We start from the raw sequence: 12,683 nt of genomic DNA, 5'->3' as shown, positions 1-12,683 counted from the left end.
AAGGCGGCCCGGCGGCGCGGGCCGGCCCCGGCGGACGGATGATGAAGGGTCACTCGCCCCCCGCAGAGAAGGGTCCTGCCCTGAACGCCCCGTTCGCGGAGACGCTCTCCGTCGTCCTGCTGATCGCGATCCTGGCCTGTGCGGTCGTCCGGCCCTGGGGATGGCCGGAGGCGGTGGTCGCCGTCCCCGCGGCCCTGGTGGTGGTCGCCGCGGGCGCGATCTCACCGCACGACGCCCTCGCGGAGGCCGAACAGCTGGCCCCGGTGGTCGGCTTCCTCGCCGCGATCCTGGTGCTGGCCCAGCTCTGCGACGACGAGGGGCTGTTCCGCGCCTGCGGGGCGTGGATGGCGCGGGCCGCGCGCCGCCGGCCGCGCACCCTGCTGGCGTATGTGTTCGCCGCCGCGTCCTCGATCACCGCCGTGCTGAGCCTGGACGCCACCGTCGTCCTGCTGACGCCGGTGGTGTTCGCGACCGCCGCCCGCCTCGGGGCCCGGCCCCGGCCGCACGTCTACGCCTGCACCCATCTGTCGAACACGGCCTCGCTGCTGCTCCCGGTCTCCAATCTGACCAATCTGCTCGCGTTCGCCGCGAGCGGGCTGAGCTTCACCCGCTTCGCCGCCCTGATGACGCTGCCGTGGCTGGCGGCGATCGCGGTGGAGTACGCGGTCTTCCGCCGCTTCTTCGCGGTGGATCTGGCGGCGGGCGCGGACGCCCCGGCCGACGACGGGCCGCCGGTCCCGGTGCCGGTGTTCGCCCTCGTCACCGTGGTCTGCACCCTGGCCGGATTCGTCCTCACCTCCGCCGTCGGCATCGAGCCGGCCTGGGCGGCGGCGGCCGGGGCCTCGGTGCTCGCCGTCCGCGCCCTGATCCGGCGGCGCACCTCCCCGGCGGCCCTGACGCGCGCCGCCGCCGTGCCCTTCCTCGCCTTCGTCCTGGCCCTCGGCGTCGTGGTGCGGGCCGTGGTCGACAACGGGCTGGGCGACGCGCTGGGCCTGCTGGTCCCGGAGGGGACCGGGCTCGCGGCGCTGCTCGGGATCGCCGTCCTCGCCGCCGTGCTGGCGAATCTGATCAACAATCTGCCCGCCGTGCTGGTGCTGCTGCCGCTGACCGCGCCGACCGGGCCCGGGGCGGTCCTGGCGGTGCTCCTGGGGGCGAACATCGGCCCCAACCTCACCTACGCGGGCTCCCTGGCCACCCTGCTGTGGCGGCGGATCGTGCACGCCCACGACACGGAGGTGGGGCTCGGGGAGTTCACCCGGCTCGGTCTGCTCACCGTGCCTGCCGCGCTGGTGCTCTCGGTCGTGGCACTGTGGGTGTCGCTGAGCGTCGTCGGAGGCTGAAGTGACCGTCATCGCCTGGATCGTGGAGGGCACCTGGGCCGCGTGCGTGGACGCGGTCCGCGCGCACGCGCCCCGCGACGACGACGTCCTGCTGCTCCATGTCACAGGACCGGAGGCGGCGGACGCCGCCCGGGGCGCCTACGCCGGACTGCTCGGCCGCTCCCGCCCCGACCGCGATCCGGCCGTCCCGCTGGAGAGCCTGGCGGCCTCCGCCGCCGAACGCCTGCTCGCCGGCGCGGCCGCCCGGCTGGACCGCCCCGCGATCCTGCTGGACCGCACCGGCCGGCCCGAACGCGAGGTGGTGTCCGCGGCCGAGGGCGCCGCGCTGCTCGTCCTGGCCCGCGACGGCGACCGCACCCGCCCCGGCCCGCACAGCCTCGGCCCGGCCACCCGCTTCGTCGTCGACCACGCCCCGTGCCCGGTCCTGCTGGTCTGGCCCGGCCCCGCACCGGACCCGGCGGCCGCCCCGCCACCGCCGGCCTAGCCGCCGCATGAAGAAAGCCCAGCTCAGACAGTGTCTGAGCCGGGCTTGATCAGAGCCCCCTGTCGGATTCGAACCGACGACCTACGCATTACAAGTGCGTTGCTCTGGCCATCTGAGCTAAGGAGGCAGCCGTAGCAGTGTAACCAAACCGCCGTGCGCGCCCGGACGGAAATCTCGTTCCCTTCCTGTTACTGACAGAACAGAAAAGGCCAGGTAGCGTCACCACCAGTCCACACGGGTGGACTACACCAATCCTTTACTCGGATCGTCCGGCACGTTCCTGCCGGTGGAGGGACATACCGCCATGGCAACTGTCACTTTCGACAAGGCGACCCGGGTCTACCCGGGCACCGAGAAGCCCGCTGTGGACCAGCTGGAGATCGAGATCGCGGACGGCGAGTTCCTCGTCCTCGTCGGCCCCTCCGGCTGTGGCAAGTCGACCTCCCTGCGCATGCTCGCGGGTCTCGAGGACGTCAACGGCGGAGCGATCCGCATCGGCGAGCGCGATGTCACGCATCTGCCGCCCAAGGACCGGGACATCGCCATGGTGTTCCAGAACTACGCGCTCTACCCGCACATGACCGTCGCCGACAACATGGGCTTCGCGCTCAAGATCGCCGGCGTCAACAAGGCGGAGATCCGCAAGAAGGTCGAAGAGGCCGCGAAGATCCTCGACCTCACCCCGTACCTCGACCGCAAGCCCAAGGCGCTCTCCGGCGGTCAGCGGCAGCGTGTGGCGATGGGCCGTGCCATCGTCCGCGAGCCGCAGGTGTTCCTCATGGACGAGCCGCTGTCGAACCTCGACGCCAAGCTGCGTGTCTCCACCCGTACGCAGATCGCCTCGCTCCAGCGCCGCCTGGGCATCACCACGGTCTACGTCACCCACGACCAGACCGAGGCCCTCACCATGGGCGACCGCGTCGCGGTCCTCAAGGACGGTCTGCTCCAGCAGGTCGACTCGCCGCGCACCATGTACGACCGCCCGGCCAACCTCTTCGTCGCCGGCTTCATCGGCTCCCCCGCCATGAACCTGATCGAGGTCCCGATCACCGACGGCGGCGTGAAGTTCGGCAACAGCGTCGTCCCGGTCTCCCGCACCGCGCTGACCGCCGCCGCCGACCGCGGCGACAAGACCGTCACCGTCGGCATCCGCCCCGAGCACTTCGACGTGGTCGAGCACAACGGCGCCGCCGCCAAGTCCCTCACCAAGGACTCCCAGGACGCCCCGGCCGGCCTCGCCGTGCTGGTGAACGTCGTGGAGGAGCTGGGCTCCGACGGCTTCGTCTACGGCGCCTCCAAGGTCGGCGGCGAGGACAAGGAACTGGTCGTCCGCGTCGGCGGCCGGTCCGTGCCCGAGAAGGGCTCGGAGCTGCACGTCGTGCCGCGTCCGGACGAGATCCACGTCTTCGCGACCTCCACCGGCGAGCGCCTCACCGACTGACGCGCCCCACGAGAACGACTGCGACGGCCCCGCGGAATCCGCGGGGCCGTTACACGTATCCGGCGAAATAAACCACCACTACGGGCATTTCGCCATCAGCCGTCAACCGCGAAATCGAAAGGCCCCCTCGAACCGTCCCCCACGTGAGTGACTAAATGTCGCCAAATCATCACCGCCCGCTACGCTCGCTCGCGTGACCCACTCAGCACGCCGAATCGGCCGCTCACTCGCCCTCGTTCTGCCCGTCGTCCTGGTGCTCTCCGGAACCCTCGCGGTCACCAGCGTCCCGTGGGCCGGGCAGACCGGCGAGCAGATCCTCACCGCCTCCTCCCAGAACGTCTCCGTACGCGCCAAGTCCCGTGCCCCGCAGGACGTGCTGCGCGACCGGCTCCTGACCGAACTCCAGGAGAAGGACCCCGGCACCGCCCTCACCCGCCTCCAGCGCGAGGTGGAGGCCCGCCCCTCCCTCGCCAAGCACTGCATGTCGATCGCCCGCTCCCTCGGCCGCGCCGCCGTGCAGCGCTTCGGCCCCGCCCGCGCCCAGGTCTACTCCAAGCCCGTCTGCGACACCTCCTTCGCCTCCGGCGTCGCCCAGCAGACCCAGGGGAGCTGACGGGCCGCCGCGGCCCCGCTGCGCATATCGTTCACGGCATGCATACGCCTACGTATCCGACGCAGGCCGTGGTCCTGGCGGGCGGCCAGGGCTCCCGGCTGCGCCCGTACACCGACGACCGCCCCAAGCCGATGGTCGAGATCCCCGGAACCGGGACCCCGATCATCGGCCATCAGCTGTCCTGGCTGGCCTCGGAGGGCGTGACCGACGCCGTCGTCTCCTGCGGCCACCTCGCCGAAGTCCTCCAGGAGTGGCTCGCCGGCGCCGAACTGCCGCTGCGCGTCACCACCGTCGTGGAGCCCGAGCCGCTCGGCCGCGGCGGCGGCCTCCGCCACGCGGCGGCCCGGCTGCCCCACCCCGAGCAGCCCTGGTACGCGACCAACGGCGACATCTGGACCCGGTTCTCGCTCCGCGAGATGGCCGCCTTCCACGCCGAGCGCGACGCCGTCGCCACCCTCGCGCTGGCCCGGCCGCGAATTCCCTGGGGCGCGGTGGAGACCGACGCCTTTGGGCACATCACCGACTTCATCGAGTCGCCGCCGTCGCCGTATCTGATCAACGCGGGCGTGTACGTCTTCTCCGCGTCCTTCACCGAGCTGCTCCCCGAGCGCGGCGACCATGAGCGGACCACCTTCCCCGGGCTGGCCCGGGAGCGCAGGCTGGCGGGTTTCCCGCTGCCGAACGGGGCGTATTGGCGCGCCATCGACACCGCCAAAGACCTCACCGAAGCCGCCAAAGAACTCTCCTCCCACCCCCACTGACCCTCCCGGGCCAACCCCCGCCCGTCTCGGGGGCAAACCCTGCCCGTCCCGGGCCAACCCCAGCCCGCCTCGGGGACAAATCCAGCCCGTCCGGCGTTTGAGGACGGACCTCGGGCCGGAGACCCCGCGCGGAACAGCGACCTCCGCACCGGCACTCTCAGCCCGCCCGGCGGACAAACCGAGCCCGCCTCGGGGGCAATCCCAGCCCGTCCGGCGATTGAGGACGGACCTCGGGCCGGAGACCCCGCACAGAACGGGAACCTTCGCACCGGCATTCTCAGCCCGTCCGGCGATTGAGGACGGACCTGCATCCGAGGACCCCGCACGGAACAACCCCCTCCACCGTTCAACAGCCCTGTACGGGCGCTGGAGAGGCCACCACGGCCCCCGGGCCCCCGGGGGGCCCTGCGCCGGGCCGGGGGATTGTGGGGCTGCCTGAGGGCGCACCCGGGGCGGGTCCCGTGCGGGGTCTCCGGGGCGGAGGTCCGTCCTCAATCGCCGGACGGGCTGGGTTTGCCCCCAAGACGGGCTGGACTCGGTCACCGGACAGGCAGGAGCGCGCCGAGGCAAGGGGCGCCTGTCCGACCCGGGACCTCCGATCCGAGGTCCGTCCTCAATCGCCGGACGGGCTGGGTTTGCCCCCGAGACGGGCTGGGTTCGTCACCGCGACCGCTGGGTCTGTCCCCCGAGACGGGCTGGGTTCGTCACCACGACGGGTGGGTTCGGCACCACGACGAGTGGGTTCGGCACCGTGACGGGCTGGAAATGCCCGGGGCGCGAGGCCCCGGGCAGGGAGAGGCCGGGTCAGCCCAGGAGGCCGCCGATGACCTTGCCCCCGGTCGACGTCTCCCCCGTACTCGACCCGCCCCCCGTAGCCCCCGTCCCATCCGTACTCGTCCCCGGCGCGCTCCCGGACCCCCCGCTCCCCGTGCCCCCGCCCCCGGTGGACGGGTCCGTGCCGGTGGCCGGCTGCTGTTGCTGCTGGGCGGGCTGGGAGCGGGTGGGCTGCTGCTGGCCGCTGCCCGTGCCCTGGGTCTGGCTGGGCCGCCCGGCCCCGGTGGACGCCGTCTCCGGGACCGTGGCCCCGGCGGTCGAGGAGGGCGTGGACCGCTGCCGCTCCGGCGTGCCGCCGGGCCGGCTCGCGGTCGGCGAGGGCTTCTTCTTCCGCTTCTCGCCGTCCCCGCTCGGCCCCGCCGACGCGCTCGCGCCGGACGGCCGGTCCTCGCGGAGCGGGGAGCCGGGGAGGTGGTTGGTCGGGTCCTGGTTGGGCCCGGGCACGGTGACCATCTCGGTGGAGCGGACCGCCCCGCCGAGCATCGAGCCGATGAGCAGCGTGAGCCCGACCACCACGGTGGTGACGACCGCGCCGCGCCGCAGCACCCGCTGCCGCAGCTGCCACAGCTCGGACCGCGGCCCGAGCGTCCGCCACGCCTCGCCCGCGAGCCGCCCGTCGATGGAGTAGACGGGGGCCCCCGCGATGATCAGCGGCGACCAGGCGGCGAGGTAGATGATGTCGGGCGCGTCGTACGCGGGCACGGTCTTCCAGGTGACCGTGAGGATCAGCGCGGCGGAGAGCAGCGCGCCGACGACGGCCGCGACCCGCTGCCACAGCCCGAGGACGGTGAGCACGCCGACGACGACCTGGAGGAAGGCGACGGTGAGCCCCGCCCCCACCGGGTGGGAGAGCGCGAAGTCGCGCAGCGGCTCGGCGAGCGCCCACGGGTGCAGCGAGTTGAGCCACTTCACCATGGACCCGCGCTCGCCGCCGTCGAAGTAGACGGGGTCGCAGAGCTTGCCCATGCCCGCGTAGATGGAGATGAAGCCGAGGAAGACCCGCAGCGGCAGCAGCACCACGCCGAGGTTCATCCGGCGGCCCGGGTAGTACGCGTGCCGCACCACGTCGTTGCCGTGGCGCTGGGTGCGGCCGTCGCCCGCGGCCTCGTCCCCGTCCTCCGGCTCGTCGTCGTAGGGTCCCGAGTCGTACGTGGGGTACGCGTCGTACGCGCCGACCGCCTGCCGCATCGGCGGCAGCAGCGGTCGCCCGGAGGATCCGGCGACCGGGTTGGGCGCGGTGTCGTCCGCGCCGGACGCGCCCTCGGGGAGCCGGACCCGGGGGATGACCTGGGTCGAGCCCGCGTCGTGCGGGGCGTAGCCGTCGCGCTCGGCGGTGGCGGTGCTGTTGCGCACGGCCTGGAGCAGACCGGTCGCGCCCGAGTCGCCAGGGGCGGATCTGCCGCTCCAGACGACGGGCGCCCGCCGCCGCACCGCCGCCCCGGGGATCATGGCGGTGTCCGCCATGGCTCGCGCGGGGCGCGGCCTCTGGGCGAGCTGCACCCGGAAGCTGGCGTGGTTCACGATGACCTGCGCGGGGTCGCAGTCAACCTTGATCATGCTCAGCGCGGGCTGATCGTCGAACCCGGACCGGGGCGTTCTGGTGTCCACACTCATCTAACCGAGTGACATGGAGTTTGGACACTGCCGCGACCGGCCCTATCTGTCCGAGACCCGTCAAGGCTGGTGAGAGGGTTGGCGGAGGTGTGCCCTCCCGGCGTCAACCTGTCGTACGCGCGCCGTCAAGCCTCCGCGCGCGCCCCCGCCGGAAAGACCGCGTCCCCGCGCCCCTCGGTGCGAGGGAGGCGGGGACGCCGGAGCGGGCGGGCGCCGGGTCAGGCGCGCCGCTTGGCCGCCTCGTACAGCACCACACCGGCCGCGACGCCCGCGTTCAGCGACTCCGCGCCGCCGGGCATCGGGATGCGGACCAGATAGTCGCAGGTCTCGCCGACGAGGCGGGAGAGGCCCTTGCCCTCGCTGCCGACGACGATGACCAGCGGATTGCCGAGCGCCGCCAGGTCGCCGACCTCGTGCTCGCCGTCGGCGGCCAGGCCGACGACGGTGAGACCGGCCTTCTGGTAGCCCTCCAGCGCGCGGGTCAGATTGGTGGCGCGGGCCACCGGGGTGCGCGCGGCGGTGCCGGCGGAGGTCTTCCACGCGCCGGCGGTCATGCCCGCGGCACGGCGCTCGGGGACGACGACGCCGTGCCCGCCGAAGGCGGAGACGGAGCGGACGACGGCGCCGAGGTTGCGCGGGTCGGTGACCCCGTCGAGCGCGACGATCAGCGGGGTCTCCCCGTGGTCGGCGGCGGTGGCGACGAGGTCCTCGGGGTGCGCGTACTCGTACGGCGGGACCTGGAGGACGAGCCCCTGGTGGTTGAGCCCGTTGGTCATCCGGTCCAGCTCCGGGCGGGGGGCCTCCATGATGTGGAGGTTGCCCCGGCCGGTGGCGAGCTGGATCGCCTCGCGGACGCGCTCGTCGTTGTCGATGTACTGCTGGATGAAGAGCGTGGTGGCGGGCACTCCGTCGCGCAGCGCCTCGAAGACCGGGTTGCGGCCGACGACCATCTCGGACGTGCCCTTGCCGCCGCGGCGGGCGACGGGCCGCCGGGTGGTCTGCCGGGCCTTGGCGTTGGCCACGCGATTCTTCACGTGCCCCTTGCGGGCGGAGGCGGGCGGGGTCGGGCCCTTGCCCTCAAGGCCGCGGCGTCGCTGGCCACCGCTGCCGACCTGCGCGCCCTTCTTGTTGGACGTGCGGCGGTTTCTGCGCTGGCTGTTCCCGGCCATGACTGTTACCTGTTCCTGAATCCTCGTATGTGTGTACGTATGACAGTGTGCCGCCCGGACGGCCGGGCGGCACATTCGTCCTGGCTCAGCGGGGGCCGAGCGTCCAGCGCGGACCGTCCGGACCGTCCTCGATGACGAGCCCGGACTGCTGGAGCTGGTCGCGGATGGCGTCGGCGGTGGCCCAGTCCTTGCGGGCCCGGGCCGCCTCGCGCTGCTGGAGGACCAGGCGTACGAGCGTGTCGACCGCGCCGTGCAGATCCTCGCCGCCGTCGGCGTCGCCCGCCCAGTGCGGGTCGAACGGGTCGAGCCCGAGGACGCCGAGCATGGCGCGCACCTCGGCCAGGCGGGCGACCGCGGTCTCCTTGTCGTCGGCGGCGAGCGCCGAATTGCCCTGGCGGACGGTGGTGTGGATGACGGCGAGGGCCTGCGGGACGCCGAGGTCGTCGTCCATGGCCTCGGCGAAGGCGAGCGGCACCTCGTCGGCGGCGTCGACCGGCCCCCCGGTCTTCTCGCAGACGCGCTGCATGAAGCCGGCGATCCGGGCGAACGCGGACTCGGCCTCGCGCAGCGCCTCCTCGCTGTACTCGATCATCGAGCGGTAGTGCGGGGTGCCGAGGTAGTAGCGCAGCACGATGGGCTTCCAGTGCTTGACCATCTCGGAGACCAGCACCGAGTTGCCGAGCGACTTGGACATCTTCTCGCCGCTCATGGTGACCCAGGCGTTGTGCACCCAGTAGCGCGCGAATTCGTCGCCGAAGGCCTTGGCCTGGGCGATCTCGTTCTCGTGGTGCGGGAAGATGAGGTCGAGCCCGCCGCCGTGGACGTCGAAGGCGGCGCCCAGGTACTTGTGCGCCATGGCGGAGCACTCCAGGTGCCAGCCGGGGCGGCCGCGGCCCCACGGGGTCTCCCAGCTGGGCTCGCCGGGCTTGGTCGCCTTCCACATGGCGAAGTCGCGCTGGTCGCGCTTGCCGGTCTCGCCCTCGCCGGAGGGCTGGCGCAGATCGTCCAGCTCCTGGTTGGAGAGCTGGAGATAGCCGGGGAAGGACCGGACGTCGAAGTACACATTGCCGTCGGCCTCGTAGGCGTGTCCGCGCTCGATGAGGCCGCGCATCATCTCGACCATCTCGGTGATGTGGCCGGTGGCGCGCGGTTCATAGCTGGGCGGCAGGCAGCCGAGGGCGTCATAGCCCTCGTTGAAGGCGCGCTCGTTGGCGTATCCGATGGACCACCAGGGGCGGTTCTGTTCCGCGGACTTCTGGATGATCTTGTCGTCGATGTCCGTGACATTGCGGATGAACGTCACGTCGTAGCCGCGGTACTCGAACCAGCGGCGCATGATGTCGAAGTTCAGCCCGGACCGGATGTGCCCGATGTGCGGGGCGGCCTGCACGGTCGCACCACAGAGGTAGATCGAGACGCAGCCCGGGACGAGCGGGGTGAAGTCACGGATCTGCCGGGCGCTGGTGTCGTACAGGCGAATAGTCACGCGACAAGGGTAGTGGCCGTACGGCCGTGCCCCGCGACCCTTGCGGACCGCGGGGCGGAACTTTGTGCACCCGTACAAGCCCGCTGTGCGATCAGATACGACCGACGATCTTGCGCGGGGTGATCCGGACGACCACGCGGGGCGCGTCCTCGCCCGCGGCGGGGTTGAATTCCGCGTACCGCTTGCCGGTGTATTTCACGGCCAGCTCGTCGATCAGCTCCTGTCCGCCCTCGGTGTCGAGGGCGGCGGTGCCGCGGATCTCGGCGTAGGTGTAGGGGGCGTCGAAGGGCTGCACGACGACGGTGACCCGCGGGTCGCGGCGGAGGTTCTTCTCCTTGCGGCGGCCCAGGGTGGTGGAGACGAGGAGGTCGTCCCCGTCCCTCTTCACCCATACCGGCGACACCTGGGGACTGCCGTCGGGCTGGATGGTCGCGATGTTCACGAAGACGGGGCTGTCGAGCAGCGTCTTCAGCTCGTCCGAGAGCGCGGCGGTCATGGGTGCGGCCTTTCTGGTGGATGGACGCGAACTGATCACACGGGCGGTACGGGTTACCAGTACCCGCCGGGTGAGGCGCACCACACCCGGCGGGGATTTCCGTCCGTCCGGCGCAGAAGCGCGGGCCCGCCCGGGCCCCGGCGGGTACGCGCGGCGTACGGGCTCGGGCCCGCTCAGGCCCCCGGCGCGGGGCGACGGGGGAGCACCAGCGCGGTGGCGAGCGCGGCGAGGCCCTCGGCGCGGCCGGTGAGCCCGAGGCCGTCCGTCGTCGTCCCGGACACCGAGACCGGGGCGCCGACGGCGGCGGACAGCGCCTTCTGCGCCTCCGCCCGGCGCTTGCCGATCTTCGGTCGTACGCCGATGACCTGGATGGCGACATTGCCGATCTCGAAGCCCTCGGCGCGGACGATCCGGGCGGCCTCGGTCAGCAGGGCGACGCCGGACGCGCCGGACCACTCGGGGCGGCCGGTGCCGAAGTGCGCGCCGAGGTCGCCGACGCCGGCGGCGGAGAAGAGGGCGTCGCAGGCGGCGTGGGCGGCGACATCGCCGTCGGAGTGCCCGGCGAGGCCGTCCTCGCCCTCCCAGAGCAGCCCGGCGCACCACAGCTCGCGGCCGGCCTCGAAGGCGTGGACGTCGGTGCCGACGCCGACGAGCGGGATCGGCGGGAGCGGGACCGGCGGGGTGTCAGAAGCCGTCATTGGCCCTCCTGCGGGCGAGCACGGCCTCGGCCAGTACGAGATCGAGCGGGCGGGTCACCTTGAACGCCTCCTCGTGTCCGGGCACGACCACGACGGGCTCGCCGAGCGCCTCGACCAGTCCGGCGCAGTCGGTCGCGCCGTCGCCGCCGTCGCCGGGGCGTTCGGCGTGGGCGCGGACGAGGGTGGCGCGGTCGAATCCCTGCGGGGTCTGCACGGCGCGCAGCCGGGCCCGCTCGGGGGTGGCGACGACGGGTTCGGGCGCGCCGCCCTCGCCCGGCTCGACCTCTTTGACGGTGTCGGCGAGGGGCAGGGCCGGGACGACGGCCGGCGCTCCGTCGCGTACGGCCTCGATGACCGCGTCGACGGTGTCGACGGGCACCAGGGGGCGGGCGGCGTCGTGGACGAGGACGGTGCCGATGTCGTCGGGGAGGGCCGCGAGACCGAGGCGTACCGACTCCTGGCGGTTCTCGCCGCCGGGGACGACGACGATGTCGGTGCGGTCGGGGAGGGTGAGATCGGTGAGGAGGGTCTTCACCGAAGGGGTGTCCTCGGGCGGGGCGACGACCACGACGAGCGAGACGGCGTTGGAGGCCGCCATGGCTCGTACGGCGTGGACGAGCATGGGCGTGCCGTTGAGCACGCGGAGCGCCTTGGGGGCGCCGGGGCCCAGTCGTACCCCTCTTCCGGCGGCCGGAATCACGGCTGCGGTGCGGGGCGGCTGCGATGCGTCTGTCATCGGTTGTACTCCGGCAGGTTTGTTTCCTTGGCCGACATGGGTATGGCCACAGCGTGCCGGGCGCGACGCCTTGTCTGACCCTTCCGTGACCACTGGTCTGCGCCAGTCGCCCGGGCCCGGCACACCACAGGAGTCAGGTACTGCTGTGCGTGCGTGGTGTGGTGCGTAGGACCCCTGTGGGGGGATACGAACATGCCGCAGCGCCCGGCGACAGACCCGTGATCAAAGATGATCATGGCATGTCAGCGGGCACCGCGGCATTGGTGCGTCGTGCGTCAGGACGCGAGGACCTCGTCGAGCAGAGCCTCGGCCTTGTCTTCGTTGGTGTTCTCCGCGAGGGCGAGCTCGCTCACCAGGATCTGGCGAGCCTTGGCGAGCATCCGCTTCTCACCTGCGGAAAGACCGCGCTCACGCTCACGACGCCACAGGTCGCGCACGACTTCGGCGACCTTGATGACATCGCCGGAAGCGAGCTTCTCAAGATTTGCCTTGTAGCGGCGGGACCAGTTCGTCGGCTCTTCGGCGTACGGCGCGCGCAGCACCTCGAAGACCCGGTCGAGCCCGTCCTGACCGACCACATCGCGGACACCGACGAACTCCGCATTGTCCGCCGGCACACGAACCGTCAGGTCGCCCTGAGCGACCTTGAGCACCAAGTAGGTCTTGTCCACGCCTTTGATCTGGCGAGTTTCGATGGCCTCGATCAGCGCGGCCCCGTGATGGGGATAGACCACGGTGTCGCCAACCTTGAACGTCATGTGACAGGTACCCCTTCCGTGGCTATCCAGGGTAACACGGATACAGCTTCTTCTGAATGGCGTTTTCGCAGGTCAGGGCATATCTCGGGGCTTGACAACAGCAACACGAACGTGCTGCGAGCGGCTTCCGGAAGGGGGTATTCGCAGGTGGGAGCGGCTGCACATGGGGAGGGAAACCGGCGCGTCACACCGGCCGTGAGCCCCTCAGACGTGGGTGAACGTCCCGATTTGCCGGATTCCCGACGGTGAACTT

General features: G+C 72.0%; 12 protein-coding genes and 1 tRNA gene. 5 read left to right on the top strand and 8 right to left on the bottom strand.

Going from position 1 to position 12,683, the window contains the following annotated elements:
• Positions 1-41 precede the first annotated feature (41 nt).
• The gene (locus ACF089_RS26955) at positions 42-1,340 is read left to right on the top strand and encodes an SLC13 family permease (protein WP_392031566.1); all 1,299 of its coding nucleotides are present in this window, start codon (positions 42-44) and stop codon (positions 1,338-1,340) included.
• 1 nt (position 1,341) lies between these two features.
• The gene (locus ACF089_RS26950) at positions 1,342-1,824 is read left to right on the top strand and encodes a universal stress protein (RefSeq protein ID WP_392031563.1); all 483 of its coding nucleotides are present in this window, start codon (positions 1,342-1,344) and stop codon (positions 1,822-1,824) included.
• Positions 1,825-1,877: 53 nt separating this feature from the next.
• On the opposite strand, the gene ACF089_RS26945 is transcribed toward ACF089_RS26950, so the two are convergent.
• Positions 1,878-1,951 (bottom strand) — tRNA-Thr (locus ACF089_RS26945).
• Between the two features lie 177 nt (positions 1,952-2,128).
• Between ACF089_RS26945 and ACF089_RS26940 the strand changes: the two genes are divergently transcribed.
• From ACF089_RS26940 to ACF089_RS26930, 3 genes are all read left to right on the top strand, one after another.
• Positions 2,129-3,265, top strand: coding sequence for an ABC transporter ATP-binding protein (locus tag ACF089_RS26940; RefSeq protein WP_392031560.1), 1,137 nt, complete (start codon positions 2,129-2,131; stop codon positions 3,263-3,265).
• Between the two features lie 193 nt (positions 3,266-3,458).
• Positions 3,459-3,878 (top strand): hypothetical protein, encoded by a 420-nt coding sequence (locus ACF089_RS26935; RefSeq protein ID WP_392031557.1) that lies wholly within the window; start codon positions 3,459-3,461, stop codon positions 3,876-3,878.
• A 38-nt stretch (positions 3,879-3,916) separates the two neighbouring features.
• The gene (locus ACF089_RS26930; protein ID WP_392031554.1) at positions 3,917-4,639 is read left to right on the top strand and encodes an NDP-sugar synthase; all 723 of its coding nucleotides are present in this window, start codon (positions 3,917-3,919) and stop codon (positions 4,637-4,639) included.
• Between the two features lie 804 nt (positions 4,640-5,443).
• Here the strand turns inward: ACF089_RS26930 and ACF089_RS26925 are convergent.
• The 7 genes from ACF089_RS26925 to ACF089_RS26895 form a co-directional block, all read right to left on the bottom strand.
• Positions 5,444-7,087: a DoxX family membrane protein gene (locus tag ACF089_RS26925; RefSeq protein WP_392031551.1), complete on the bottom strand. Its 1,644-nt coding sequence runs from the start codon at positions 7,085-7,087 to the stop codon at positions 5,444-5,446.
• 218 nt (positions 7,088-7,305) lie between these two features.
• A complete protein-coding gene (rlmB, locus tag ACF089_RS26920; protein WP_392031548.1) occupies positions 7,306-8,256 on the bottom strand; it encodes a 23S rRNA (guanosine(2251)-2'-O)-methyltransferase RlmB in 951 nt (316 codons plus the stop codon).
• 85 nt (positions 8,257-8,341) lie between these two features.
• Entirely contained in the window at positions 8,342-9,742 is a 1,401-nt protein-coding gene (gene cysS / locus ACF089_RS26915; protein WP_392031545.1) for a cysteine--tRNA ligase, read from the bottom strand.
• A 91-nt stretch (positions 9,743-9,833) separates the two neighbouring features.
• Positions 9,834-10,238 carry a PPOX class F420-dependent oxidoreductase gene (locus ACF089_RS26910; RefSeq protein ID WP_392031542.1) on the bottom strand — a complete coding sequence of 135 codons (405 nt, stop codon included), beginning with the start codon at positions 10,236-10,238 and terminating at the stop codon, positions 9,834-9,836.
• A gap of 173 nt (positions 10,239-10,411) precedes the next feature.
• Positions 10,412-10,936, bottom strand: coding sequence for a 2-C-methyl-D-erythritol 2,4-cyclodiphosphate synthase (ispF, locus tag ACF089_RS26905; protein WP_392031539.1), 525 nt, complete (start codon positions 10,934-10,936; stop codon positions 10,412-10,414).
• A complete protein-coding gene (gene ispD / locus ACF089_RS26900) occupies positions 10,923-11,672 on the bottom strand; it encodes a 2-C-methyl-D-erythritol 4-phosphate cytidylyltransferase (protein ID WP_392031536.1) in 750 nt (249 codons plus the stop codon). The genes ispF and ispD overlap by 14 nt, the downstream gene beginning before the upstream one ends.
• Before the next feature lie 275 nt (positions 11,673-11,947).
• Complete coding sequence (locus tag ACF089_RS26895) at positions 11,948-12,430, bottom strand: CarD family transcriptional regulator (RefSeq protein WP_003953493.1); 483 nt, start codon at positions 12,428-12,430, stop codon at positions 11,948-11,950.
• Positions 12,431-12,683: the final 253 nt, after the last annotated feature.

The organism is Streptomyces sp. NPDC014894, from assembly GCF_043080985.1.
GTDB lineage: Bacteria > Actinomycetota > Actinomycetes > Streptomycetales > Streptomycetaceae > Streptomyces.
Note: the sequence above shows the minus strand (reverse complement) of the source record. Positions and strands in the feature narration are given on the sequence as shown.